Below are 26,076 nucleotides of genomic sequence, written 5' to 3'. Positions count from 1 at the left end.
GAGATGGCCGTAACGTCACCTGTCGATCCGTGTCGACAAAATAATCGACGACGATGTCCGCTCGACCCCCTCCATGGCGCCGATCTGGTCGAGCAGCGTGTCGAGGTCGCGGATCGATGGCGCGTCGACGATGACGATCATGTCGAAATTGCCGCTGACGGAGTGCAGCGTCCTGACCGGCGGCAGCGCCTGTAGGCTGCGCACCACCTTGTCGGCGAGCTTCGGCGTGACGGTGAGCAGCACATGCGCCCTGACCAGCCCCTGCTCATAGTCCGGCGCCAGCCGGACGCCATAGCCGGTGATGATGCCGCGCTGCTCCAGCCGCTCGATCCGGCTTTGCACCGTCGTGCGCGACACGCCGAGCCGCCGCGCCAGTTCGGCCGTCGAGGCGCGCGCGTTGGCGCGCAGCAGCGAGAGCAGGGCTTGTTCGGCATCACTGAGCATTTCGACGAAGCCCTTCGGCAGATCGGTAAAAGATAGGGTTCACTTTGCAGAATTCCACGCTTCCTTTCGACAGGCAAGCTGCGATGGTTTTTGGGAAACGCAGATCGCAGGGGAATTTGAACATGAACAAAATCATTATCGTCGGGGCCGGCAAGATCGGCTCGACCATCGCCGAAATGCTTGCCGCGACGGGCGACTATCAGGTCACTCTCCTCGACCGCTCGGCGGCGCAGCTCGCCGCGGCGGAAGTCCCCGCCGGCGTCGAGACGCTGGAACTCGACATCGCGGCGCCCGGTGCGCTTGAAGCCGCGCTCGCCGGCAAGTTCGCGGTGCTGAGCGCCGCCCCCTTCCACCTCACCACGCGCATCGCCGAGGCGGCGGCCAGCGCCGGCGTGCATTATCTCGATCTCACCGAGGACGTCGTCTCGACCAGGCGGGTCAAGGAGCTGGCCCGTACCGCCAGGAGCGCCTTCATCCCGCAATGCGGGCTGGCGCCCGGCTTCATCTCGATCGTCGCCAACGACCTCGCCAGCCGCTTCGACACGCTGGAGAGCGTGCGGATGCGCGTCGGCGCGCTGCCGCAATACCCGTCCAACGCGCTGAACTACAATCTGACCTGGAGCACCGACGGCGTCATCAACGAATATTGCGAGCCTTGCGAGGCGATCGTCGAGGGCGAGCTGGTCGAAGTGCCGCCGCTGGAGGAGCGCGAGGAGTTTTCGCTCGACGGCGTCACCTACGAGGCGTTCAACACCTCCGGTGGACTGGGTACCTTGGCCGAGACGCTGAAGGGCAAGGTACGCACGCTGAACTACCGCACCATCCGCTATCCCGGCCACGCCGCGATCATGAAGGCGCTGCTCAACGACCTTGGGCTGCGCCACCGCCGTGACGTCCTGAAGGATATTTTCGAAAGCGCCCTGCCGGCGACGCTGCAGGACGTGGTCATCGTCTTCGTCACCGTCTCGGGCCGCAGGAACGGCCGCCTGCTGCAGGAGACCTACGCCAACAAGATCTATTCCCGGCGCATCGGCCAGACGGTGCGCAGCGCCATCCAGATCACCACCGCGTCTGGCATCTGCGCCGTGCTCGACATGCTGGCGGACGGATCGCTGCCGGCGACCGGCTTCGTCAAGCAGGAGGAAATCGCGCTCGACGCCTTCCTCGCCAACCGCTTCGGCCGCGCCTATGCCCAGCACGACATGGTAAGCCGGCTGGCGAGCTGAGCGACGGCGCCTTTCCTCTCCCCCGTCGACCGGGGGAGAGGTGTCGAGCGAAGCTCGACGGAGTGGGGGTCGACCTGGCTCGGGCTTGTTATTTCAAGCCGGGGTGATGCCTCGTCCTGACTGATTGAGGCTTGTGATGAGTTTTCAGCGGCGGTGCGTCTGAGGACCGGCTTCCCCCACTCCGTCGCTGCTTCGCAGCGCCACCTCTCCCCCCTCCGGAGGGAGAGGAAAGGAGCCTGGGGCAATCGAGCAACTCCTCCCCCTTTACGCCTGACGCGGGAGAGGGGGAGCTCTAAATATGCAGCGCGTGGCCCAGCGCCTTGAGCGCGGCTTCCGGAAACCCTTCGCCTTGCGTCGGATGGGCATGGATCGTCCCTGCGATGTCCTCCAGCCTGGCGCCCATTTCCAGCGCCAGCCCAAACACCGCCGACAGTTCCGACACACCCTGACCGACGGCCTGGATGCCGAGCACCAGGTGATTGTCGGCGCGCGCCACGACGCGGACGAACCCGTCTTCGCCGAGCTTGGTCATGGCGCGGCCATTGGCGGCGAAGGGGAACAGTCCGATCTTGATCTCGCCGCCCTGCGCCTTGGCCTCTTCGGGCGACAGACCCGCCGTCACCAGCTCGGGATCGGTGAAACAGACGGCCGGGATCGAGCGCTTGTCCCAGCCGCGCTTGTGGCCGGCGACGATCTCCGCGACCATTTCGCCTTGCGCCATCGCCCGGTGCGCCAGCATCGGCTCGCCGGTGACGTCACCGATGGCGAAGACGCCGCGCATCGAGGTCCGGCACTGCTCGTCGATCCGTATGAACTTTCCGGCCCTGTCGAGATCGATCTGGTCGAGTCCCCAGCCTTCCGTCACCGGCTTGCGGCCGACCGTCACCAGCACCTTGTCCGCCGCGACCTTGGTGCTCTTGCCATCCGATGTCTCGACCAGCAGGGCATCGCCGTCTGTCGACAGCCCTTTGGCCCTGGCGCCCAGCATCACCTCGACGCCGAGCGCGGAGAGCCGCTTGACGACCGGTCGGGTCAGCTCGGCGTCATACTGCGCCAGCACGCGCGGCAAGGCTTCGACCACGGTCACTTCCGCGCCCATCTTGGCGAAGGCCATGCCGAGTTCGAGCCCGATATAGCCGCCACCGACGACAGCGAGTTTCCTGGGAACCTCACTCAGGGCCAGCGCCTCCGTGGACGAGATCACAGGCCCGCCAAAAGGAAGAGAAGACAATTCGACCGGCGCCGAGCCGGTGGCGATCACGATCGTCTCGGCCCGGATCACCTGGCTTCCGGTCTCGGTCTCGACCTCGACGGTCTTGCCATCGCGAAACCTCGCCCAGCCATGCACGGTCTTCACCCCGGCCTTCTTCAGCAGGCCGGCGACACCGCTATTGAGCCGGCTGACGATCCCGTCCTTCCAGGCGATGGTTCTGGCCAGGTCGAGCACCGGTGCGGTGACCGAAATGCCGAGCGGGCTGTTGCCGCCGGCCATGTTCGAAACCTTCTCGAACTCCTCCGCCGCATGGATCAGCGCCTTGGACGGGATGCAGCCGACATTGAGGCAGGTGCCGCCGGGCTTCGCAGCCTCGACGATGACCGTATCGACGCCGAGCTGTCCCGCACGAATGGCGCAGACATAACCGCCCGGACCGGCGCCGACGACGAGCAGCTTGCAGGAGATTTCCTTCATGTTGGCAGCTTCCTTGTCGTGAGAGCCGTCAACGTCCTCCCATCCAACCCAGCGCTGCGGCGCCCGCCAATGGAAACTCGAGAACGCATCACATCTCCCTCAATCCACGAAAATCAGCGCCGGCGTCTCCAGCAGCGCCTTGATCCGCTGGATGAACACCGCCGCGTCCCAGCCATCGATGACGCGGTGGTCGAAGCTCGACGACAGGTTCATCATCTTGCGCGGGATGAACTGGGTGCCGTCCCAAACCGGCCGCACCATCATCCTGTTGACGCCGATGATCGCCACTTCCGGGTGGTTGATCACAGGCGTCGTCGCGATCCCACCCATGGCGCCGAGCGAGGTGATGGTGATGGTCGAGCCGGACATCTCGTCACGCGTCGCCGTTCCCGACTTGGCAGCCTCCGCCAGCCTGCCCACCTCGGCGGCACAGTCCCAGACGTTGCGCGCCTCGGCATGCTTGACGACAGGCACCACCAGGCCCGACGGTGTCTGCGCGGCAATGCCGATATGGATGCCGCCATGCTGGTGGATGATGCCGGCCTCGTCGTCGAACAGGGAATTGAGCTGGGGCTGGTCCGCGATCGCCTTGACCATCGCCCGCATCAGGAACGGCAGCAAGGTCAGCTTCGGCCTCTCCGCACCGCCCTTGGCAACACGCTTTTCCTTGTTGAGCGCGGCGCGCAATTCCTCGAGCGCAGTGACGTCGATCTCCTCGACATAGGTGATGTGCGGGATGCGCGACTTCGACAGCGTCATCTTCTCGGCGATCTTGCGCCGCAGGCCGACCAATTTGATGTCCTCGACGGTGTCGTCGCGGGCGAGGCCCGGCCCCCTGGCCGCTTGCGGCCCGCGCGCCAGGAACGCCTCCAAGTCCTCGTGGCCGATGCGGCCGACCGGACCGGTCCCCGCCACCTGCCTGAGATCGACGCCCGCCTCTTTCGCCCGCAAGCGGACAGCGGGGGAGGCCAACGGCTTTTCGCCTTCCGGACGCGGCGCGCCCGAAGCCGAGGAGCGCGTCACGGTTTTCGGCGCCGACGACGACGATGCGGGTTTCGCCGGTGTCTCGGCGGGTTTTGCCGGCTTGGGCGGCGAAGCGGCTTCGGCTTTCGGCCTTGGCAGCCTCGCGGGCGGCTCGGCCCCGGTCGCCGGTTCAGCCTCTTTGCCGGCTTTCACATTGCCGTCGCCCGCCACTTTCAGCCGCACGATCGGCGAACCGATCGCCACCGTGTCGCCGATCTCGGCGCCCAGCCACAGGATCTCGCCATCGACCGGCGACGGGATTTCGACCGTCGCCTTGTCGGTCATGACGGCGGCGAGCACCGTGTCCTCGCGCACGATGTCGCCGATCTTGACGTGCCATTCGACGAGCTCGGCCTCGGCGACACCCTCGCCGACATCGGGCAGCTTGATGATGTGTTCGCCCATCTCAGGCCTCCCCCACTCTAGGCTTCCAATGTTTCAAGCAAAGCGCGGCCGACACGCGCGGGACCGGGAAAATACTCCCACTCCTGCGCATGCGGATAGGGCGTGTCCCAGCCGGCGACGCGGGCGACCGGCGCCTCCAGGTGATAGAAGCAGTTTTCCTGCACCAGCGCCGACAGTTCGGCGCCGAAGCCCGAGGTCAGCGTCGCCTCGTGCACGACGACGCAGCGCCCGGTCTTCTTGACCGAAGCCACGATCGTGTCGAGATCGAGCGGCAGCAGGGTTCTGAGGTCGATGATCTCTGCGTCGATGCCAGTCTCCTCGGCGGCCGCTTGCGCGACATAGACCATGGTGCCGTAGGCGAGCACCGTGACCGCTCCGCCCGCCCTGCGGATGGCGGCCTTGCCGAGCGGCACGGTGTAATGGCCGTCGGCGACCTCGCCGAGCTCGTGCTTCGACCACGGCGTCACCGGCCGGTCGTGGTGCCCGTCGAACGGGCCGTTGTAGAGCCGCTTCGGCTCGAGGAAAATCACCGGATCGGGGTCCTCGATCGCCGCGATCAAAAGCCCCTTGGCGTCGTGCGGGTTGGACGGCACCACCGTCTTCAGGCCCGACACATGGGTGAACAGCGCTTCCGGGCTCTGGCTGTGCGTCTGGCCGCCGAAAATGCCGCCGCCGGTCGGCATGCGGACAACGATCGGGCAGGTGAAATCGCCATTCGAGCGGTAGCGCAGCCTTGCGGCTTCCTGCGTCAGCTGGTCGTAGGCCGGATACATGTAGTCGGCAAACTGAATTTCCACGCAGGGCTTCAAACCATAGGCGGCCATGCCGATGGCCGAGCCGACAATGCCGGATTCGTTGATCGGCGCGTCGAAGCAGCGGCTCTTGCCATATTTGGCCTGCAGCCCGTGGGTGACGCGAAAAACGCCGCCGAAGAAGCCGACGTCCTCGCCGAACACGACGACTTTGTCGTCGCGCTCCATCGACACGTCCATGGCGTCGCGGATGGCCTCGATCATGGTCCGTCTTGGCATGGCTCAGACTCCCGCCTGCTGGCGCTGGCGCCTGAGATGCGGCGGCATCTCGGCAAACACACCTTCGAACATCTCGCGCGTCGACGGCTTGCCGCCGGCATGCAGCGTGCCGTGGCTTTCCGCTTCCTTCTGCGCCGCGATCACCGTGTCGAGGATTTCGGCCTCGGCCTGCGCATGCCGTTCGTCCGACCAGACACCGAGCTTGATGAGATGGTTCTTCAGCCGCACGACCGGGTCGCCGAGCGGCCAGGCGTCGGACTCGGTCTTCGGCCGGTAGGCGGAGGGATCGTCCGAGCTCGAATGGGCGCCGGCGCGGTAGGTGACATATTCGACCAGCGTCGGCCCGAGGTTGTCCCGCGCCCTTGTCGCCGCCCATTTGGCCACCGCGTGCACGGCCAGATAGTCATTGCCGTCGACGCGCAGCGACGGGATGCCGAAGCCGAGCCCCCGGGCCGCGAATGTGCCCGAGCCGCCGCGCGCGATGCCCTGAAAAGTCGAGATTGCCCACTGGTTGTTGACGACATTGAGCACGACCGGCGCCTTGTAGGTGGAGGCGAACACCAGCGCCGAATGGAAATCGGATTCCGCCGTCGAGCCGTCGCCGATCCAGGCCGCGGCGATCCTGGAATCGTTGGAGATCGCCGACGCCATCGCCCAGCCGACCGCCTGGATGTACTGCGTGGCCAGATTGCCCGAGATCGAGAAAAAGCCGTGCTCCTTCGACGAATACATGATCGGCAGCTGACGGCCCTTCAGCGGATCGGCCTCGTTGGAATAGATCTGGTTCATCATCGTGACCATCGGATAGCCGTCGGCGATGAGCAGGCCGGCCTGGCGATAGGTCGGGAAATTCATGTCGCCGGGGCTGAGCGCCTTGCGGAAGGCGCAGCTCACCGCTTCCTCGCCGAGATGCTGCATGTAGAAGGAGGTCTTGCCCTGGCGCTGCGCCATCTGCATGCGCGCATCGAAGGTGCGCAGCGTCATCATGTTGCGCAGGCCTTCCAGCAATTCCTCGCTGGACAGCAGCCCGGCCCACGGACCGACGGCCTCGCCATTGCGGTTCAGCACCCGGATGATCGAAAAGGCCATGTCGCGGATGGTGCGCGGATCGACGTCGATGTCGGGGCGTGGCACGGAGCCGGCCTCGGCGATGGTCACATTGGAGAAATCAGGCGTCCCGCCCGGCCGCACTTCCGGCTCCGGAACGTGAAACCGCAACATCCCAGCATCGGCCATGACCTCGAGTCCTCCAATGTTGCCTGGCAGGGATATTTGCATATCCGCGCCGCCAGTGCGAATGCGTCGGGGGTATCGGTTCCGGCCGCGCCGGCCGATCCGGCCTCCCGCGTTCAAGATGAAGATATGTCCGCGAAATTTCTTGTCGATGTTGGGCGGCCGCGCGCAATTTGGCGCATGGTTGTGCCGTGTTTGTCGCCAGATAAGGTGATTGGCTGGCAAGACTTGGTTCCATGCCTCCCTTTTGTGCCTCCGCGAGCAGGGGAAAATTGGGGTTTCGCCAACCTTGGCGCCCTTCCTCTCCCCCGTCGATCGGGGGAGAGGAATGGGCCAAGGTTGGCGATCCGAACCGGAAGACGTTCACTCCATCCCCGCATCATGCTAACCACCCTCCATGGCACAGAAGAAGGCATACGAGGTCGACGGTTGGCTGGCGCGGCCTGATCCGCGCATCTCGATCGTCCTGCTTTATGGCCCCGATCGCGGCCTTGTCTCCGAGCGGGCGAAGGCCTTTGCCGGAAAGACCGGCCTGCCGCTCGACGACCCGTTCTCGGTGGTCAGGCTCGAGGGTTCGGAGGTCGATCGCGACGAGGGCCGCCTGCTCGACGAGGCCCGCACCGTGCCGATGTTTTCCGACCGGCGGCTGCTCTGGGTGCGCAATGCCAGCGGCCAGAAGGCACTGGCCGACGACGTCAAGGCGCTGACGGCGGAGCCGGTGCGGGACGCCATCATTGTCATTGAAGCCGGCGATTTGAAGAAAGGCGTCGGGCTGCGCGCCGTGGTCGAGGGCGCGGACAATGCCATGGCGCTGCCTTGCTACGCCGATGAGGCCCGTGACATCGACACCGTCATCGACGACGAACTGCGCAAGGCCGGCATGGCGATGACGCTGGAGGCGCGGCAGGCGCTGCGCCGCAATCTCGGTGGCGACCGGCTGGCCTCGCGCGGTGAGATCGAAAAACTCGTCCTCTACGCCCACGGCCAGAAGGAGATCGGGCTGGAAGAGGTGAGAGCCATGTCCGGCGACGTGTCTGGCGCCTCTTACGACGATGCCGTCGACGCGCTGCTCGAAGGCAAGGTCGGCGACTTCGACACCGCTTTCACGCGCCACTGCCAGGGCGGCGGGCAGCCCTTCCAGGTGCTGTCCTCGGCGATGCGGCAGCTCCAGCAGATCCAGGTCATGCGCGGCCAGATGGAGACCGGCGGCCGCAACGCCGCTTCCGTCGTTGCCGCCGCGCGCCCGCCGGTCTTTTTCTCCAGGCGCAAGCTGGTGGAGAAGACCCTGGAGCGCTGGAACAGCGAAGCGCTCGGCCGCGCGCTGACCCGGTTGCATCAGGCCGTGCTGCAGACGCGGCGGCGCCCCGACCTGTCCGTCGCGCTGGCACGGCAGGCGCTGCTCGGTATCGCGGTGGAAAGCGCCAGGCTGGGTCAGCGGTAGAGAAATTGGCCAATCTCCCCCCTTGTGGGATCCGGACCCTCCGTGCCAGCTGATTTCCGCCGGCGCTGCCCCTCACCTGCCTGTCGGCATCCTCTCCCCGTGAACGGGGCGAGGGACGCTCTTGTCGCTGCTTTCGCCAATCACCAGCGTCGCAAAAAGGCGCCGGCGTCGCACACCCAGCCTCTTCTCCCCGTCTCTATACGGGGAGAAGGTCCCGGCAGGGGGACGAGGGGCGGCGCCGAACGCCGGGAGTAACGCTGTGCCGCATAATTTGCCGGCTAAATGTTAATCCTGCTTCAGCCGCCTGCACAGCTCGTCGAGCTGTTCCAGGCTGCGGTAGGCGACCCGCAGCACGCCGCCCTTGCCCTTGTGGTCGACCGTCACGATCATGCCGGTCGTGTCGGTGAGCAGCTTTTCCAGCGCCAGCGTGTCGGCGTCTTTTTCGACGGCTGACGCGGCTGGCTTGGTGCTGGAACTGGCGCCGGCCGGCATCTGCGCCAGCGCTTCGGCCTGGCGCACGGAAAGCCCCTCCTCGACGATGCGCTTGGCGAGGCCGGCCGGATCCTCCGCCGTCACCAGCGTGCGGGCGTGGCCCGCCGACAGCGCGCCGTCGACCAGCATGTCGCGGATCACGTCGGGCAGCTTGAGCAGCCGCAACGTGTTGGCGACATGGCTGCGGCTCTTGCCGATGACCTGGCCGAGATCGGCCTGGGTGTAGCCATGGTCGTCGATCAGCTGCTGGTAACCCTGCGCTTCTTCGACCGGATTGAGGTCGGCGCGCTGCACGTTCTCGATGATCGCCAGTTCCAGCGCGGTGCGGTCGTTGACGTCGCGGATGATGACCGGGATCTCGGTTAGGCCGGCGCGCTGCGCCGCCCGCCAGCGCCGCTCGCCGGCAATGATCTCGTAGCGGCCGGCCTGCGTCGGCGAAGGCCGCGCCACGACCGGCTGCACCACGCCATGTTCGCGGATCGACTGGGCAAGGTCGGTCAGTTCGGCATCGCCGAAATGCCGGCGCGGATTTTTCGGATTGGCGCTGATGAACTCGATCGGCACCTTGCCGTCGGCGCTCATGCCGGGCTTTTCCGGGGCCGCCGGGCGATCGATCTCGCCGATCAGTGCTGCCAGCCCGCGACCCAGTCTTTTCCTCGAGAGATCTTCGCTCATCTTTATTCCACGTCTATTTCAGATCGTTTCGGTATCGAATCGGCTGTTAGTGTGCATCGGTTCTAATCAAGCGGCGCGCAATTTACGCTCGCGGCGGATCACTTCGGAGGCCAATTGCAGATAGGCCTGGCTGCCCGAGCATTTCAGGTCATAGAGAATTGCCGGCTTGCCATAGGAGGGGGCTTCGGACACCCGCACATTGCGCGGAATGATCGTCTCGTAGACCTTGTCGCCCATATGCTCGCGCACATCCTGCACCACCTGATTGGCCAGATTGTTGCGTCCGTCATACATGGTCAGCACGATGCCCTGGATGGTGAGGTCCGGATTGATCGAGCGACGCACCTGCTCGACCGTCTCGAGCAGCTGGCTGAGACCCTCCAGCGCGAAGAACTCGCATTGCAGCGGCACGAGAACGGAATCGGCCGCCGCCATTGAATTCAAAGTCAAAAGATTGAGCGAGGGCGGGCAGTCGATCAGCACATAGCCAAAGGGCGCCCCGCGCTCGGTCGCGGCACGCAGCGCGTTGCGCAGCTTGAGCACCCGGTCGGGTGCCGAGGCGATCTCCATCTCGATGCCGAGCAGGTCCAGCGTCGAAGGCACGATGGAAAGGCCTGGCACCGCGGTCGGAATGGCGGCGGCTTCCAGGTCCAGTTCGCCCGTCAGCACGTCATAGGACGAGACCGTCCGGTCCTTGCGGTCGATGCCGAGGCCGGTGCTGGCATTGCCTTGCGGGTCGAGGTCGACGATCAGCACTTTCTCGCCGATTGCCGCCAGCGCTGTGGCCAAATTGATGGCGGTGGTGGTCTTGCCGACGCCGCCCTTCTGATTGGCTACGGTGATGATTCGAGGGCCGTTCTTCATCATGGGTCTATGCCAGAAATTCATCTTGGGTCGCCGAACACTCAGACCCGTCTCGGTTCAGGCAGGTCGCACATTGGACAATTCGAGGATGACGCCGCTGGCGTCGGTCACGCTTGGATGTTCTACCAGATCGAAGGTCCACCGGTTAACGCTTTCTTGCACTTCGGCGCGATAATCCCGACCTTTGTGAAACAGCGCCCGCGCGCCCGAGGTCAGCCATGGCGCCGACAGGTCCAGCAGCACCGAAAGCGGTGCCAGCGCCCGTGCGGTGACGATTTCCGGCTTCAAAACAAGCACATGGCTGTCCTCGATGCGGCGCGCCACGATCCGCGCCGGCAGACCGAACTGCCCGACGACGGTCTGCAGGAACGACGCTTTCTTGCGGTTGCTTTCGACCAGATCGATGCTGGCGCCCGCGCGGTCGCCGAGCAGAAAGGCCATGACAAGCCCGGGAAATCCGCCACCAGACCCGATGTCGACCCAATGCCTGGCATCGGGTTCTATCCCGGCAAGTTGCGCGCTGTCCAGAATGTGGCGCTGCCAGACATCGCCCGAGGTCGACTGCGCCACGAGATTGATGCTGCGGTTCCATTTCTGGAACATCGCTTCGAACGCCACCAGGCGATCGAATGTTTCACGTGAAACCGGGCCGGCGGCCTCCTGCAGGCGCTCGCGAGAGAAGGAACTCACGCAACATCCCTCTGCTCGGCTTTCTGCACCGATTCCCAATGGCGGACATGCGCGACGATGATCGCCAACGCCGCCGGCGTCATGCCTTCCATGCGCTGCGCCTCCGCGATGGAGCGCGGCCGCCGCGCCTGCATCTTCTGCTTCAGCTCATTGGACAGGCCGGGCACGCCGGCAAAATCCACGCTGTCCGGAATCAGCCGGCTCTCTTCACGCCGGATCTGCGCGACATCCGTGCTCTGGCGATCCAGATAAACCGAATATTTCGCTTCCGTTTCGAGACGCTCCGCGGTCTTGGCGTCAACATCGCGAAATTTCGGTTCAACCCCAGCCAGCCAGGCCACATCGACACCGGGATAGGCCAGCAGTTCAAAGCCGGACCGGCGCACGCCGTCGCGATTGATCTCCAAACCGTGCCGTGCCGCCTCGTTCGGCGTCATGGTCAACGAAAGCGCCATCTCGCGCGCTTCATCCAGCCGCTGCATGACATTCCCATAACGCTGCATCCGCCGCGCCGAGGCGATCCCCAGCGTCTGCGCCAGCGGCGTCAGCCGCTCATCGGCATTGTCGGCGCGCAGCGAGAGCCGGAACTCGGCCCGCGACGTGAACATCCGATAGGGTTCGCTGATGCCACGACTGGTCAGATCGTCGACCATCACGCCGATATAGGCCTGGGTGCGGCTGAGCACGATCGGTGCGCCGTCCGCCGCCCGCCGCGCCGCGTTGAGCCCGGCGAGCAGGCCCTGCCCGGCGGCCTCTTCATAACCGGTCGTGCCGTTGATCTGCCCGGCCAGAAAAAGCCCAGCAACGCGCCTGGTTTCAAGTGTGGGATGCAGTTCGCGCGGATCGACATGATCATATTCGATGGCATAGCCCGGCTGCAGCATGACCGCATGCTCCAAACCGGGAATGGTCTTCAAAATGTCCAGCTGAACGTCCTCGGGCAGCGAGGTCGAAATGCCGTTGGGATAGACGGTGTGGTCGTCGAGCCCCTCCGGCTCGAGGAAGATCTGGTGCCCGTCCCGGTCGCCGAACTTGACGATCTTGTCCTCGATCGACGGGCAATAGCGCGGCCCAACCCCTTCGATCGAGCCGGAATACATGGCCGAACGGCCAAGATTGGCGCGGATCAACTCATGCGTGGCTGTGGTCGTGCGGGTGATGCCGCAATCGATCTGCGGCGTCACGATGCGGTCGGTCATCAGCGAGAACGGTACGGGATTCTCGTCCGCCGCCTGGCTTTCCAGCGACGCCCAATCGATGGTTCGTCCGTCCAGTCGCGGCGGCGTGCCCGTCTTGAGCCGCCCGAGCTTGAAGCCGGCGCGGTCCATCGTTGCCGACAGCCCCATGCTGGCCTTCTCGTTCATGCGGCCCGCGACGATCTTCTTTTCACCGATGTGAATGAGGCCGCGCAGGAAGGTTCCCGTCGTCAGCACCACGGCGCCGCAGGCAAGCCGGCGGCCGTCAGCCAGGAGAACCGCCGCGATCGTTCCATCGGAGATCTCGAAATCGAGAACTTCGCCCTCGACGACCTCAAGATCGTTCTGCTGCCGAATCGCTTCCTGCATGGCAAGGCGATAGAGTTTTCTGTCGGCCTGCGTGCGCGGGCCGCGCACCGCCGGGCCCTTGCGGCGATTGAGCAGGCGGAACTGGATGCCGGCGGCGTCCGCCACACGGCCCATCAGCCCGTCCATGGCGTCGATCTCGCGCACCAGGTGCCCCTTGCCGAGCCCACCGATGGCAGGGTTGCATGACATCACGCCGATCGTGTCGAAACGCAGCGTCACCAGCGCGGTGCTCGCGCCAGCCCGCGCGGCGGCGCTGGCCGCCTCGCAACCCGCATGGCCGCCGCCCACCACAACCACATCATAGTGATCGGTCATTCCATATACGTCCCGGACTCCAAGAAGATGAGCGACACATGTCCCCACGAGGCGGGACTGTCAAGAAAACTTCCGCACAGGCGTTTCACGTGAAACAGCAAAACCCCGCTTCTATCGGCGTTTCGCGTGGATACCGCTTGATTGTTTCACGTGAGTCAGCACGAGCTTCGGCAGCCATCATGTTTCACGTGAGTCATTTTCCAATGCAGAATTGGGAAAAGATCACGTCGAGCAAGTCTTCGACGTCCACCGCACCCACTATCCGTCCCAGGCGATCCGCTGCCAGGCGTAGCTCTTCGGCGCGCAATTCCTGGGGCATGCGTTCATCGGCGGCGCGGTGCAGATGTCGGTTCGCCGCGTCGAGCAACTCGACATGGCGTAGCCGTGACGGCAGCACATCGCCGCTATCGCCGGCCGCCTCGGCAGCGCGGCGACCGATCTCCGCCAGCAATCCATCCACACCCGTCCCGTCGACCACCGATATACCAAACTCGTAGCATCCAGCTGCATCCTGAGTCGCTCCCTTGTCGAGCAGGTCGAGCTTGGTGCCGACGCGCAATGCCGGTGTCGACATTGGCAGCGGGCCGGCGTCCTTGGGGTCCGCGGTGTCCTCGAGCAGCAGCAGCAGATCGGCGCAATCCGCCTTGGCTCTTGCCTTCTCGATGCCGATCGCCTCGATTTTGCCGGGCGCTTCCCGCAACCCGGCCGTGTCGGTCAGTCGGACACGCAACCCCCGGAGATCCAGCACCACCTCCAGCAAATCTCGGGTGGTGCCGGGCTCATCCGTTACAATAGCGGCATCGCGCCGCGCCAAGGCATTGAACAGGCTGGACTTGCCGGCATTGGGCGCGCCAAGAATGACGACCTCGAAGCCGTCGCGGATGATCTCGGCGGCATGGAAACCGGCAATGTGGCGGTCGATCTCCGATATCATCGACCTTACGTCGGACCAAACCGTATCCGAAACGGAACCCGGTACATCCTCTTCATCGGCGAAGTCGATCTCGGCCTCGATCATGGCCCGCGCATGGATGAGGCGCCGACGCCAGCCGAGGTAGAGCGCGCTCTGCGCGCCCCCAGCGTTCTGGATGGCAAAACGCCGTTGCGCCTCCGTCTCCGCATTCACGAGGTCGGCCAGCGCCTCGGTCTCGACCAGATCGACCTTGCCGTTGAAGAAGGCGCGGCGCGTGAATTCTCCCGGCTCGGCATGCCTGACGCCGTCGAAACCAGCGATCGTTTCCAGCATCCTGGCCACCACAGCGCGCCCGCCATGAACATGGAACTCGGCGACATCCTCGCCGGTGAAGCTCGCCGGACCAGGAAAGAACAGAACCAAGCCGTTATCGAGCACGGTTCCATCCGGAGCCCTGAATCTGCGCAGGACCGCAGCCCGCGCCTTAACCATGCCACAGGCGATCGTTTCGACCACGAATCGAGTCTGCGGGCCGGATATCCGCACCACCGCAACGCCGGCCGGAAGCCGGCCGCTCGACAGCGCCACGATCGAATCGCCTGAAATCATTTGCCCGCTCTACCGAACCGCCCTAGCTTTCGCCTCATCACCGCCCCGGATCGCTCCTGAAAGTTGGCCATTGTGACGTTGCCCGCGCAAAACCTGCTTGCCGAAGAGGCCAGCCCCTATCTGCAGCAGCACAGCGGCAATCCCGTACATTGGCGCGGATGGTCGCCGGCGTCGCTCGGGGAGGCAAAAGCCCTGGACAGGCCTATCCTGCTCTCCATCGGCTATGCCGCCTGCCACTGGTGCCATGTCATGGCCCATGAAAGCTTCGACAATGACGATGTCGCCGCCGTCATGAACCGTCTGTTCGTCAATATCAAGGTCGACCGCGAGGAGCGCCCCGACATTGACCAGATCTATATGGCGGCACTGTCCTCGATGGGCGAGCAAGGCGGCTGGCCGCTGACCATGTTCCTGACCCCCGAGGGCAAACCGTTCTGGGGCGGCACCTATTTCCCGCGCGAGCCGCGCTATGGCCGTCCGGGGTTCATCCAGGTGATGGAAGCGGTCGACAAGGCATGGCGCGAGAAACGGGCAAGCCTGCACCAGAGCGCCGACGGCCTGACTTCGCATGTCGAGGCGCGGCTCTCGGCCACGCATTCCAAGGCACTTCTCGATCGCGATATGCTGTCCGACCTTGCCGGCCGCGTCAGTGGCATGATCGACCGCGACCGCGGCGGCCTCGCCGGCGCGCCGAAATTCCCGAACGCGCCGTTCATGCAGACGCTGTGGCTGTCCTGGCTGCGGGACGGCAATGCCGCGCATCGCGACGACGTCCTCGTCAGCTTCGAACATATGCTGAGCGGCGGCATCTACGATCACATTGGCGGCGGGCTCAGCCGCTACTCGACGGACGCCGAATGGCTGGTGCCGCATTTCGAGAAGATGCTCTACGACAATGCGCAGCTCATCCGCTTCTGCAACTGGGCCCTCGCGGCGACCGGCAATGATTTGTTCCGGGTCCGAATCGAGGACACGGTCGACTGGCTGCTGCGCGAAATGCGTGTCGAAGGGGGCGCCTTCGCCGCCAGCCTTGATGCCGATAGCGATGGCGAGGAAGGCCTGTTCTACACCTGGAGCAGGGGGGAGATCGAATCTGTTCTTGGAGACGATTCAACCTTGTTTTTCAAGTACTTCAGCCTTTCCAGCCCGCCCGGATGGGAAGGCAAGCCGGTGCTCCATCAGACCCTCTCCCAGCAGGCGCTTGGTGTTGCCGACGGGGAGCGGCTTGTCCCGCTCAAGACAAGGCTTCTCACTGTCCGGGAACAACGCGTCAGGCCGGGCCTGGACGCAAAGACCCTTACCGACTGGAACGGCCTGATGATCGCCGCCCTCGCCGAGGCGGGGCGTTCGCTGGCGCGGCCGGATTGGATCGAGGCCGCGGCCAAGGCCTTTGCCCATATCGGCAAAGCCGGCCGCGACGGTCGCTTGCCGCATTCCATGCTTGGTGTCCGGAAACTGTTTCCCGCACTGTCGAGCGACTATGTTGCCATGACCAACGCGGCAATCTCGCTGTTCGAGGCCACTGATGACTGGAGCTATGTCGAGCAGGCCAGCCAGTTCCTTGAACAGCTCGACCATTGGCACGCGGACGCGGAACGCACGGGATACTATCTGACTGCCTCGGACAGCACCGACGTGCCGATCCGCATCAGGGGCGATGTCGACGAGGCAATCTCCTCGGCCACCAGCCAGATCATCGAGGCGCAGGTCCGGCTGGCTTCTATTACCGGCAACCTCGACTTGCAGGAGAAGGCGTGGAAAACGGCCGAGCATGCTGCCGGCCGCGCCGCGCACCAGGCCTATGGCCAAGCGGGTATCGTCAATGCCTGCGCGCTTGCCCTCGAGCCGCTGAAACTGGTCATCGTGGACGGGTTGGAGGATCCGAAGCTCATTCCGGTCGCGAATCGAAACCCGGATCCGCGTCGCGTCGATATCGCCGTGCCAATCGGTACGGCGGCGAATCGACCCTTGCTCCCGGGCGGAATCCTGCCTCCGACCAACCGGCGCGGCGCCTGGTTGTGCACCGGCCAAGTCTGCTCGCCGGTGGTTACGGATGCTGACGAATTGGAAGGATTGTTGCGGCGAAAGTGATTCGTCATCCTCGGGCTTGATCCGAGGATGACGAATAAGGCTCTGCCGCGCCTCGATTACGTGTTCATCGAATCGAAGAAATCGCCGTTGGTCTTGGTCTGCTTCAGCTTGTCGATCAGGAACTCGATCGCGTCGGTGGTTCCCATCGGTGCCAGGATGCGCCGCAGCACGAAGATCTTCTGCAGGTCCTGGCGCGACACCAGCAGGTCTTCCTTGCGGGTGCCGGATTTGAGGATGTCGATGGCCGGATAGATGCGCTTGTCCGCCACCTTGCGGTCGAGCTGGATTTCGCAGTTGCCGGTGCCCTTGAACTCTTCGAAGATGACTTCGTCCATGCGGCTGCCGGTGTCGATCAGCGCGGTGGCGATGATGGTGAGCGAGCCGCCTTCCTCGATGTTGCGCGCGGCGCCGAAGAAACGCTTCGGGCGCTGCAGCGCATTGGCGTCGACACCACCGGTCAGCACCTTACCGGAGGACGGCACGACGGTGTTGTAGGCGCGGCCCAGGCGAGTGATCGAATCCAGAAGGATCACCACATCGCGGCCGTGCTCGACCAGCCGCTTGGCCTTCTCGATGACCATTTCGGCGACCTGGACGTGGCGCACCGCCGGCTCGTCGAAGGTCGAGGAGATGACTTCGCCTTTGACCGAACGCTGCATGTCGGTGACTTCCTCGGGCCGCTCGTCGATCAGCAGCACGATCAGGTAGCATTCCGGATGATTGGCGGTGATCGAGTGCGCGATGTTCTGCAACAGCACCGTCTTGCCGGTGCGCGGCTGTGCGTTGATCAGCGCGCGCTGGCCCTTGCCGATCGGCGCCACCAGGTCGATGACGCGAGGCGAGATGTCCTTGCCGGGCGGATTGTCGACCTCCATCTTCAGCCGCGAGGTCGGGTAGAGCGGCGTCAGATTGTCGAAGTGGATCTTGTGGCGGATCTTCTCGGGATCGTCGAAATTGATCGTGTTGACCTTGAGCAGCGCGAAATAGCGCTCGCCCTCCTTCGGGCTGCGGATCGGCCCTTCGACCGTATCGCCGGTCTTCAGCGAAAAGCGCCGGATCTGCGACGGCGAGATGTAGATGTCGTCGGGACCTGGCAGATAATTGGCATTGGCGGAGCGCAGGAAGCCGAAACCGTCCTGCAGCACCTCGACCACGCCGTCACCGATGATCTCGATGTCCTGGGCGGCGAGCTTCTTCAGGATCGCGAACATCAGTTCCTGCTTGCGCATGACGCTGGCGTTCTCGACCTCGAGCGATTCGGCATAAGCGATCAGCTCTGGCGGCTTCTTGTTCTTGAACTCGGTGAGTTTCATTTCTTGCATTAGACGGACTCTGGGTAGGCTTTGGGGGAAAGATCGGCGGGATGCGACAAATGCCGGGCGCGGCCGAAAGCAATGACGGGCGGCGCATGACGGGAAGGAAGACCCGTCTTGTATCGTCGGTCGGCTGAAAGAGCAAGCCGCCTTTTGAGCGGGTCCGATGAAGCCTCAGAAGGGCTTCACGACGACCAGGATCACGATTGCGATCATCAGCAATGTGGGGATCTCATTGACGATCCGCCAGTGCCTTGCCGGCTTTTCGTTGCGGTCCTCGGCGAATTTGCGCACCGCGCCGGCCAGATAGCCGTGAATGCCCGACAAAATCAGCACCAGGCCGATCTTGGCATGCAGCCAGCCGCCCTGGAACGCAAAGATCTTCCAGGCCAGCCACAGCCCGAACACCCAGGTGAGGATCATCGCCGGATTGATGATGCCGCGCAGCAGGCGCCGCTCCATCACCTTGAAAGTCTCCGACTGCACGGAGCCTTTCTGCGCATCGACGTGATAGACGAACAGCCGCGGCAGATAAAGCATCCCGGCCATCCAGGAGATGACGGCGAGGATATGGATCGCCTTTGCCCAGGGGTAGAAGCTTTCCGGCGCGAAGAAAAACAAAAGCGCGGTGAGAACGATCAGGACAGCGATGCCAACGACCATGCGCTTCATCGCCTGGCCGGTGCTGTTGGTGTTATCTCTGTCAGCCATCAGCGTGCCGCGCTCCGAACCTGTTTCACCATCGCCTCGACATGCGCCACCGGCGTCTCCGGCGTGATGCCGTGGCCGAGATTGAAGACCAGCGGCCCATTCCCCAGCGCCTGGAGGATCGCCTCGACGCCATCGGCCAACGCTTGCCCGCCGGCGACCAGCCGCAAGGGATCGAGATTGCCCTGGACGGCGCCTTGCCGCTGCAACGCCTTCGCGGCCTCCAGCGGCACCGTCCAGTCGATGCCCAGTCCCGTCACGCCGGTCTTCTCGCGATAGCTCTGGTAGCGGGCGCCGGCGCCCTTGGGAAAACCGATGATCGGCACATCGGGATGGACCGCCCGAACCTGCCTGACGATCTCGGCCACCGGCTCGACGCAGAAGCGTTCGAACGAGGCATCGTCGAGCACCCCCGACCAGGAATCGAAAATCTGCACGACATCCGCACCGGCCTCGATCTGCCGGATCAGATAGGACGCCGAATGGTCGGCGAGCACTTTCAGCAGCTGCCGAAACGCCGCCGGCTCGCGGTACGCGAACAGCCTCGCCGGCGCCTGGTCCGGGGTGCCATGGCCGGCGATCATATAGGTCGCCACCGTCCACGGGGCGCCGCAAAAGCCGATCAGCGTCGTTTCGTCGGGCAACTTCGCCCGCAGTCGCCGAAGCGTCTCGTAGACCGGTTCGAGATTCACGTGAAACACATCGCTTCCCAGCGCCGGAATCTCGGCCGCCGAAATCGGCGTCAGGAGCGGCCCACGCCCTTCCTCGAAGCGCACGTCGCGGCCAAGCGCATGGGGAACGACAAGGATGTCCGAAAACACGATCGAAGCGTCGAAGCCAAAGCGCTCGATCGGCTGCAGCGTCACTTCCACGGCAAGCTCGGGATCGTAGCAGAGATCAAGGAACGAGCCGGCCCGTCTTCGCGTCTCACGGTATTCCGGCAGATAGCGCCCGGCCTGTCGCATCATCCATAGCGGAGGAGGAAACACCGCCTCGCCATTCAGCACATCCAGCATGATCCGTCTTGCAGGCATCGCGCGCTCGCCTCTCCCGGCTTCCTCTTAATCAAATATCTTATTTTAAAAGAGTCTTCTGATTCTAAGAGTCTGTTGGTTGTGGTGGTTTTCACCTGTCCCGCTTTGGCCGCCAAAACGCCAGCAAGCATATTGTCGCGCACTCCCGATCGCGGCTGGCAGGGTTCTGGGGACAATCAGGAATCCGCCACTGGAGTCAATGCGCTAGGTCTGATGCCCTGGAGACCTGCCCTGTGGACGAGCAAAAGGCAAAATGCTTCGTCCACGGACTTGTCCCCAGCCGCCAGGAGAAGCTGACAGCGCATCGAATTGTGGACAAACCGGCATCTGATACAGTCGCCTCCGGCCGGCCCGTCGGCCCGTCCGATCTTATCCACATCCGCCCACAGCCCCAGGTGATCCCTGTGAACAAACCCCAGAGCTTCTTCCACCTGCATCTGATTTCCGATGCCACGGGCGAAACCCTGCTCGCCGCCGGCCGCGCGGCTTCAGCGCAATACAAGGATGCACGCGCCATCGAGCACATCTACCCGCTCATCCGCACCGAAAAGCAGATAGCCAAGGTCTTCGAGGACATAGAGGAGGAGCCGGGCATCATCCTCTACACGGTGGTCGATCAGAAGCTGGCACGCGGCATCGACGAACGCTGCGCGGCCATGGGCCTGCCCTGCGTGTCCGTGCTGGAGCCGGTGCTGACGGTCTTCCAGTCCTATCTCGGGACGCCGGCCGGCCGCCGCGTCGGCGCCCAGCATGTTCTCGATGCCGAATATTTCCGGCGCATCGACGCGCTCAATTTCACCATGGACCATGATGACGGCCAGCTGCCGGCAAACATGGATGACGCCGATGTCGTGCTGATCGGCATATCGCGCACCTCGAAGACGCCGACCAGCATCTATCTCGCCAACCGCGGCATCAAGACCGCCAACATCCCGATCGTGCTCGGCGTGCCGGTGCCAGAAAGCCTGGTCAACGCCAGGGCGCCGCTGGTCGTCGGGCTGATCGCCACCGCCGAGCGCATCTCGCATGTGCGCCAGAACCGCATCCTCGGCAATTCGAGCACCTATGTGCCGACCGAGTATGTCGACCGCGCCGCCATCAACGAGGAACTCGCCTACGCCCGCCAGATCTGCACCCGCCACGGCTGGCCGATGATCGACGTCAGCCGCCGCTCGATCGAGGAAACGGCGGCGGCCATCGTTGCCCTGCGGGGGAAGAACAGATAATTGGAACCGTGCGCCAACCTGCCAACAGAACCGCTGCGTGGTTCGAAAGGTCACGGCATGGATCCTAGGGTCTGCGCCGCGTCGCTTCGCTCCTTGCTTCGCCCTAGGATGACGAAGGGATGATTGTCCCGGCTAATCTCGAAGGTTTGTGACTTGCCAGCATCGTCACTTCTTATGCGGCGACACAACTGCAAATCTCCGGCCGTTGAGATTAGCCGTGAATCGCAATGCATTCATCATCCTAGGGCGAAGCAGGAGCGAAGCTCCGTCGCGCAGACCCTAGGATCCATGCCGTTACAGTGGCCAAGGGGTGCGGCGGCCGCTAGCGTCCCACCCAGCCAGCAACTCAACGACGGGTAACAGGCGAAAGATCATGACAGAAAAAATCATCCTCGCTTCAGGCAGTCCGTTCCGCAAGGCGATGCTGGTCGATGCCGGCGTCGACATCGAGGCGGTTCCCGCGACGCTGGACGAGCGGACGCTGGAGGCGCCGTTGCAGGACAGCGGCGCCTCGCCCGAGGACGTCGCCCTGGTGCTCGCCGAAGCCAAGGCCACCGAAGTCAGCGAGCGCCGGCCCGGGGCGCTGGTGCTTGGCTGCGACCAGACGCTGTCCTTGGGTGACGAGGTGTTCCACAAGCCGGCGGACATGGAGGGCGCGCGCCGCCATCTCCTGGCGTTGTCGGGCAAGACCCATCAGCTCAACAGCGCCGCCGTTCTGGTGCGCGACGGCAAGGTGCTGTGGCGCCATGTCGGCATCGCCTCGATGACCATGCGCAAGCTCGACCCCGCCTTCATCGGCCGGCATCTGGCCCGGGTCGGTGTCAAGGCATTGTCGAGTGTCGGCGCCTACCAGGTCGAGGGCGAAGGCATCCAGCTGTTCGAAAAAATCGAAGGCGACCATTTTACCATTGTCGGCCTGCCGCTGCTGCCGTTGCTGGCGGAACTGCGCGCACTGGGAGCCATCGATGGCTGAAACCTCGAAAAAGGCCTTCGTCACCGGCCACCCCATAAAACATTCGCGCTCGCCGATGATCCACGGCCACTGGCTGGCCGAGCATGGCATTGACGGCAGTTATCAGGCGATCGATGTGGCGCCCGAAAACTTCGCCGAATTCCTGGCGGCGATGCAGGCGAACGGTTATCGCGGCGGCAACGTCACCATCCCGCACAAGGAGGCGGCTTTTGCCGGGGTCGCGCGCCGCGACCATGCGGCCGACGAGATCGGCGCCGTCAACACGCTCTGGTTCGAGGACGGCACTTTGTGGGGCGGCAACACCGACGGCCACGGCTTTGCCGCCAATCTCGACGACCACGCTCCGGGCTGGGCGGCCAATGGCCCTGCCGTGGTGCTGGGTGCCGGGGGCGCCGCCCGTGCCGTCATCCATGCGCTGAAGGCGCGCGGCCTCGGTGATATCCGCATCGTCAATCGCACGCTCGCCCGGGCAATCGAATTGCGCGACCGCTTTGGCGCCGGGGTGTCCGCGCATCCGTTGGCGGCGACCGGCGAATTGCTGCGCGACGCCGGCCTGCTGGTTAACACCACGGCGCTGGGCATGCAGGGCAACGGGGATCTGGCCGCCGACCCCAGGGGTCTGCCCGCCCACGCCGTGGTCAACGACATCGTCTATGTGCCGCTCGAGACCCCACTGCTCGCCGCCGCGCGGGCACGGGGGCTGAAGACGGTCGACGGGCTCGGCATGCTGCTCAACCAGGCGGTGCCCGGCTTCGAACGCTGGTTCGGCGTCAGGCCGAAGGTGACGGCTGAACTGCGCGCACTCATCGTTGCCGATCTGGTGCCCAAATCCCGGGTGCCGAAATCATGATCGTGCTCGGCCTCACCGGCTCGATCGGCATGGGCAAGTCGACCACTGCCAGGATGTTCGCCGAAGCAGGGGTGCCGGTGCATGATTCCGACGAGACGGTGCACCGCCTCTATGCCGGCAAGGCCGCCCCGCTGGTCGAGGCCGCCTTTCCCGGCACCACCGTTCACGGAAGCGTCGACCGCGCAAAACTCGGCGCTCGCGTGCTCGGCGATGCCGCGGCCCTGAAAAAACTCGAAGCCATCATCCACCCGCTGGTTCGTGCCGATGCCGATGCCTTCCTGGCCAGGCATCGTGCAGCGGGCGAATCGATCGTGGTCCTCGACATCCCGCTGCTGTTCGAAACCGGCGGCCGTGGCCGCGTCGACAAGGTCGTCGTGGTGACGGCGCCGGCCGAAGTCCAGCGCCAGCGCGTGCTGGCGCGGCCTGGCATGAGCGAAGAAAAACTGGCGTCGATTCTGGCCAGGCAGGTGCCGGATGCCGAAAAGCGCCGGCTGGCCGATTTCGTCATCGACACCGGCGAGGGGCTGGACGCCGCGCGTGCGGCGGTTGCTTCGATCATCGCCGAAATCAAGGGATAAGTCGGGCTGCTGACGGCAGGCCGTCAGCATTGCCCATTGCCATTTTGTTCCGGTCTGGCGATTCTGCTCCCAGGAGCGACCTGATTCGATGCGTGAGATCATTTTCGATACGGAAACCACCGGCCTCGATTCGCGTGACGACCGCGTGATCGAGCTTGGCGGCGTCGAGCTGGTCAATCGCTTTCCGACCGGCAGGACCTTCCATCATTATATCAACCCGCAAGGCCGCGCGATCCATGCCGAGGCGCAGTCCGTGCACGGCATCAGCGCGGCCGATCTCGCGGGCAAGCCGAGCTTCGCCGAAATTGCCGAGGAATGGCTGAAATTCACGGAAGGCGCCAAGCTGGTCGCCCACAACGCTACCTTCGATATCGGCTTCCTCAATGTCGAATTCGGGCGGCTTGGCCACCCGCCTGTCGATAACGGGCTTGTCGTCGACACGCTGGCCCTGGCGCGCCGCAAGCACCCGATGGGACCCAATTCGCTCGACGCGCTGTGCCGGCGCTACGGCATTGACAATACCAAGCGCACCAAGCACGGCGCCCTGCTCGATTCCGAATTGCTGGCGGAAGTCTATATCGAGCTGATCGGCGGCAAGCAGGCCGCATTGATCCTCGACAGCGCCACCGCGCCGGCCCAAGGCGGCAACAATGTCAGGCATATCGAGATCATCGTTGCCGAGCGCCCGGCGCCGCTGCTGCCCCGCCTGACCGAAGCGGAGCGCGCCGCGCACGCCGCCATGGTCGCGACGCTCGGCGAAAAGGCGCTGTGGCTGAAAGCCTCCCCCCAGGAAGCAGCCCAGGCGCTGTCATCATAGAGCCATCCGAGGAGCGGCCTCAGTACGGCCATTCCCCCCGGCCCAGCGCGGCAGCGGCCGCAATGATGCGCGCAAAAGCCTCCGCAGCGGCCGGCACGGTCGTGCGGGCGCGCAGGAAACTGTGCACGAGGCGGGGCTCCTCATGCCACCAGGCCTTGCCGCCGGCCTCCAGGATATGGTCGCGATAGACTTCGCCGTCCGACGACAGCGGATCGCATTCGGCCGTGATGATCACCGTTGGCGGCAGGCCGGAAAAGTCGCGGTCACGCAGCGGCGAGAAGGTCGGATCGCCGGGCGATTGCTTCCGGGCTGAGCGGACGTCGCGGTAGAAGGCGGCGTCGCTTGTCGACAGCAGCGGCGCATCGGCGTGTTCCACGTAGGAGCCGATCGCCTCGTTGCCGCCGAGGTCGGGATAGATCAGCACCTGGCCGATCGCGGCGCGCGGATGGCGACGCGTGGCCTGTGCCACCGCCGCCGCCAGATTGCCGCCCGCACTTTCACCGCAGAGCACGAGCGGCGGCTCGCTGGTCGCCGCCGCCCATTCGAAAGCCGCCAGCGCATCGTCGAAGGCGGCGGGATGAAGATGCTCGGGCGCCAGCCGGTAATCGACCGACACAATGTCGAAGCCGGTGCCGGCGCAGATTTCGGCGCAGATGTCGTCATGGCTTTCGAGCCCGCCGAGGATGAAACCGCCACCGTGGAAATAGAGCACTGTCGCGCGCGGTGTGGCGCCGGCGAGCCGGTAACGGCGGACCGGGATATCATGGTTCGAAGCGGCGACCAGGCTGTCGGTGGCCTTGACCCCGGGCGGACGGCCCTGGTGGAAGGCCCGGCACATCCTGGCATAGACCGCGCGCTGCTTGTCGATGGGCAGGCCGGCAATCTCCGGCGGGTACCAGGCGTTGACGCTGTCGATATAGGCCCAGAGCGCCGGGTCGAGCCATGGTCCATATTTGCCGCGGCTGGTCATTTCAATCCGAGCGGCACGTCAAAGCTCGGCATAGAGACGCGCGGCGTTTTCAAAAGTGAAGCGCAGGGGTACCGAGCCTTCGACCTGCCAGACGGTGACCGGCTCGCCGGCCAGCAGCCGGCAGGCGCCGTCGGTGTCGGCAACCGCGCCGCCATAGAGCCGGTTGGCAAGGTTGAGGATGCCGGTCTGGTGCATGGCCGCGCTCCCGCTGCCGCAGGCATCCTTGACCAAAAGCACGCGAAAGCCCCTTGCCACGGCATCCCTGACCGACGCGTCGATGCAGGCCTCGGTCCACACGCCAGCCATGACGAGCCATTCGATGCCGGAAGCCTTGAGCCGATCGCCGGCCGGACCGGAGCGGAAGGCGCTGGCCTCGGCCTTGATCAGCAGCGCCTCGCCATTCGCCGGCGCCACCTCGTGGCAGATCTCGGTCAGCGGGTCGCTCTTGTCGGAAAAGGCCGACTTGCCGTCTTCGCCGACCGGATGAAAGGGCCGGTCCTGGCTGTCGAGATCGACGATATAGGCCCAGTGATGAAGCGGCACATGGTTTTGACGCGCCGCCGCCTGCAGGCGCTGGACATTGGCGAGGATCTTTTCATAGCCCTCGACGAGGTAGCGCTTGTCCCGCCGGTGCTCTTCCTGCAGGTCGATGAACACAGCGGCCACCGTGCCGCGCCTGATGGAAATGGGGGCTTTCATGCGGAGGGTTTTCCGGCTGACGCTGTTTCTCTCGGCCTTTTGGCGCAGGCTTGGACGATTGTCCGAAAAGGCCCCGCGACTTCGTCATTCCAGGGCGCAGCAGCCGCGAAGCGGCGTCGCGAAGACCCTGGAATCCATGCCGTGATGTTTGTCGAAGGATGCAGCGGAGCGGATCCTAGGGTCTGCGCCGCGTCGCTTCGC

General features: G+C 64.6%; 23 protein-coding genes. 8 read left to right on the top strand and 15 right to left on the bottom strand.

Features of this window, described 5'->3' with window-relative positions; translation table 11 throughout:
- Positions 1-15: 15 nt before the first annotated feature.
- Positions 16-444, bottom strand: a complete 429-nt coding sequence (locus FJ936_RS23730) for an Lrp/AsnC family transcriptional regulator (protein WP_140719599.1) — start codon at positions 442-444, stop codon at positions 16-18.
- 44 nt (positions 445-488) lie between these two features.
- Here FJ936_RS23730 and FJ936_RS23725 point away from each other — a divergent pair, with 44 nt between their 5' ends.
- Positions 489-1,670, top strand: coding sequence for a saccharopine dehydrogenase family protein (locus tag FJ936_RS23725; RefSeq protein ID WP_348642590.1), 1,182 nt, complete (start codon positions 489-491; stop codon positions 1,668-1,670).
- A gap of 292 nt (positions 1,671-1,962) precedes the next feature.
- Here the strand turns inward: FJ936_RS23725 and lpdA are convergent, their stop codons facing one another.
- From lpdA to FJ936_RS23700, 4 genes are all read right to left on the bottom strand, one after another.
- Positions 1,963-3,360, bottom strand: a complete 1,398-nt coding sequence (gene lpdA, locus FJ936_RS23715) for a dihydrolipoyl dehydrogenase (protein ID WP_140788975.1) — start codon at positions 3,358-3,360, stop codon at positions 1,963-1,965.
- A gap of 99 nt (positions 3,361-3,459) precedes the next feature.
- Positions 3,460-4,788 carry a dihydrolipoamide acetyltransferase family protein gene (locus FJ936_RS23710; RefSeq protein ID WP_140788973.1) on the bottom strand — a complete coding sequence of 443 codons (1,329 nt, stop codon included), beginning with the start codon at positions 4,786-4,788 and terminating at the stop codon, positions 3,460-3,462.
- Between the two features lie 17 nt (positions 4,789-4,805).
- Positions 4,806-5,819, bottom strand: a complete 1,014-nt coding sequence (locus FJ936_RS23705; protein WP_140660373.1) for an alpha-ketoacid dehydrogenase subunit beta — start codon at positions 5,817-5,819, stop codon at positions 4,806-4,808.
- Positions 5,820-5,822: 3 nt separating this feature from the next.
- Positions 5,823-7,055 carry a 3-methyl-2-oxobutanoate dehydrogenase (2-methylpropanoyl-transferring) subunit alpha gene (locus FJ936_RS23700; RefSeq protein ID WP_140618175.1) on the bottom strand — a complete coding sequence of 411 codons (1,233 nt, stop codon included), beginning with the start codon at positions 7,053-7,055 and terminating at the stop codon, positions 5,823-5,825.
- A 394-nt stretch (positions 7,056-7,449) separates the two neighbouring features.
- On the opposite strand from FJ936_RS23700, the gene holA reads away from it, so the two are divergent.
- Positions 7,450-8,493: a DNA polymerase III subunit delta gene (gene holA / locus FJ936_RS23695; RefSeq protein ID WP_141907069.1), complete on the top strand. Its 1,044-nt coding sequence runs from the start codon at positions 7,450-7,452 to the stop codon at positions 8,491-8,493.
- A 285-nt stretch (positions 8,494-8,778) separates the two neighbouring features.
- On the opposite strand, the gene FJ936_RS23685 is transcribed toward holA, so the two are convergent.
- The 5 genes from FJ936_RS23685 to mnmE all read right to left on the bottom strand — a co-directional run bounded on the left by FJ936_RS23685 (position 8,779) and on the right by mnmE (position 14,616).
- On the bottom strand, positions 8,779-9,660 hold the full coding sequence (locus FJ936_RS23685) for a ParB/RepB/Spo0J family partition protein (RefSeq protein WP_141907068.1): 882 nt from the start codon (positions 9,658-9,660) through the stop codon (positions 8,779-8,781).
- Between the two features lie 66 nt (positions 9,661-9,726).
- Positions 9,727-10,527, bottom strand: a complete 801-nt coding sequence (locus tag FJ936_RS23680) for a ParA family protein (protein ID WP_031251964.1) — start codon at positions 10,525-10,527, stop codon at positions 9,727-9,729.
- A gap of 54 nt (positions 10,528-10,581) precedes the next feature.
- Positions 10,582-11,214, bottom strand: a complete 633-nt coding sequence (gene rsmG / locus FJ936_RS23675) for a 16S rRNA (guanine(527)-N(7))-methyltransferase RsmG (RefSeq protein ID WP_141907067.1) — start codon at positions 11,212-11,214, stop codon at positions 10,582-10,584.
- Complete coding sequence (gene mnmG, locus FJ936_RS23670) at positions 11,211-13,094, bottom strand: tRNA uridine-5-carboxymethylaminomethyl(34) synthesis enzyme MnmG (RefSeq protein ID WP_141907066.1); 1,884 nt, start codon at positions 13,092-13,094, stop codon at positions 11,211-11,213. The genes rsmG and mnmG overlap by 4 nt, the downstream gene beginning before the upstream one ends.
- Positions 13,095-13,287: 193 nt before the next feature.
- Positions 13,288-14,616, bottom strand: a complete 1,329-nt coding sequence (gene mnmE / locus FJ936_RS23665; protein WP_141907065.1) for a tRNA uridine-5-carboxymethylaminomethyl(34) synthesis GTPase MnmE — start codon at positions 14,614-14,616, stop codon at positions 13,288-13,290.
- Positions 14,617-14,688: 72 nt separating this feature from the next.
- Here mnmE and FJ936_RS23660 point away from each other — a divergent pair, with 72 nt between their 5' ends.
- On the top strand, positions 14,689-16,707 hold the full coding sequence (locus FJ936_RS23660; protein WP_141907089.1) for a thioredoxin domain-containing protein: 2,019 nt from the start codon (positions 14,689-14,691) through the stop codon (positions 16,705-16,707).
- Between the two features lie 56 nt (positions 16,708-16,763).
- Here FJ936_RS23660 and rho read toward each other — a convergent pair whose 3' ends face one another.
- From rho to hemE, 3 genes are all read right to left on the bottom strand, one after another.
- Positions 16,764-18,029, bottom strand: a complete 1,266-nt coding sequence (rho, locus tag FJ936_RS23655; RefSeq protein ID WP_015314810.1) for a transcription termination factor Rho — start codon at positions 18,027-18,029, stop codon at positions 16,764-16,766.
- 165 nt (positions 18,030-18,194) lie between these two features.
- Positions 18,195-18,731: a protoporphyrinogen oxidase HemJ gene (gene hemJ, locus FJ936_RS23650; protein WP_140719578.1), complete on the bottom strand. Its 537-nt coding sequence runs from the start codon at positions 18,729-18,731 to the stop codon at positions 18,195-18,197.
- Positions 18,731-19,762, bottom strand: a complete 1,032-nt coding sequence (gene hemE / locus FJ936_RS23645) for a uroporphyrinogen decarboxylase (protein ID WP_141907064.1) — start codon at positions 19,760-19,762, stop codon at positions 18,731-18,733. Before hemE ends, hemJ begins: the two co-directional genes overlap by 1 nt.
- 404 nt (positions 19,763-20,166) lie before the next feature.
- Between hemE and FJ936_RS23640 the strand changes: the two genes are divergently transcribed.
- The 5 genes from FJ936_RS23640 to dnaQ all read left to right on the top strand — a co-directional run bounded on the left by FJ936_RS23640 (position 20,167) and on the right by dnaQ (position 24,206).
- The gene (locus FJ936_RS23640; protein ID WP_140788946.1) at positions 20,167-20,988 is read left to right on the top strand and encodes a pyruvate, water dikinase regulatory protein; all 822 of its coding nucleotides are present in this window, start codon (positions 20,167-20,169) and stop codon (positions 20,986-20,988) included.
- A 373-nt stretch (positions 20,989-21,361) separates the two neighbouring features.
- On the top strand, positions 21,362-21,961 hold the full coding sequence (locus FJ936_RS23630; protein WP_141907062.1) for a Maf-like protein: 600 nt from the start codon (positions 21,362-21,364) through the stop codon (positions 21,959-21,961).
- A complete protein-coding gene (locus FJ936_RS23625; protein ID WP_140788934.1) occupies positions 21,954-22,811 on the top strand; it encodes a shikimate dehydrogenase in 858 nt (285 codons plus the stop codon). Before FJ936_RS23630 ends, FJ936_RS23625 begins: the two co-directional genes overlap by 8 nt.
- Positions 22,808-23,389, top strand: a complete 582-nt coding sequence (gene coaE, locus FJ936_RS23620; RefSeq protein ID WP_140788928.1) for a dephospho-CoA kinase — start codon at positions 22,808-22,810, stop codon at positions 23,387-23,389. The genes FJ936_RS23625 and coaE overlap by 4 nt, the downstream gene beginning before the upstream one ends.
- An 88-nt stretch (positions 23,390-23,477) precedes the next feature.
- Complete coding sequence (gene dnaQ / locus FJ936_RS23615) at positions 23,478-24,206, top strand: DNA polymerase III subunit epsilon (RefSeq protein ID WP_015314803.1); 729 nt, start codon at positions 23,478-23,480, stop codon at positions 24,204-24,206.
- 19 nt (positions 24,207-24,225) lie between these two features.
- Here dnaQ and FJ936_RS23610 read toward each other — a convergent pair whose 3' ends face one another.
- Entirely contained in the window at positions 24,226-25,176 is a 951-nt protein-coding gene (locus tag FJ936_RS23610) for an alpha/beta hydrolase (protein WP_140788923.1), read from the bottom strand.
- A gap of 18 nt (positions 25,177-25,194) precedes the next feature.
- Positions 25,195-25,875: an isochorismatase family protein gene (locus tag FJ936_RS23605; protein WP_140788920.1), complete on the bottom strand. Its 681-nt coding sequence runs from the start codon at positions 25,873-25,875 to the stop codon at positions 25,195-25,197.
- Positions 25,876-26,076: the final 201 nt, after the last annotated feature.

This window comes from Mesorhizobium sp. B2-4-13 (genome assembly GCF_006658535.1).
In the GTDB taxonomy this organism is placed as follows: domain Bacteria; phylum Pseudomonadota; class Alphaproteobacteria; order Rhizobiales; family Rhizobiaceae; genus Mesorhizobium; species Mesorhizobium australicum.
This window is presented reverse-complemented; position numbering and strand designations above follow the sequence as displayed.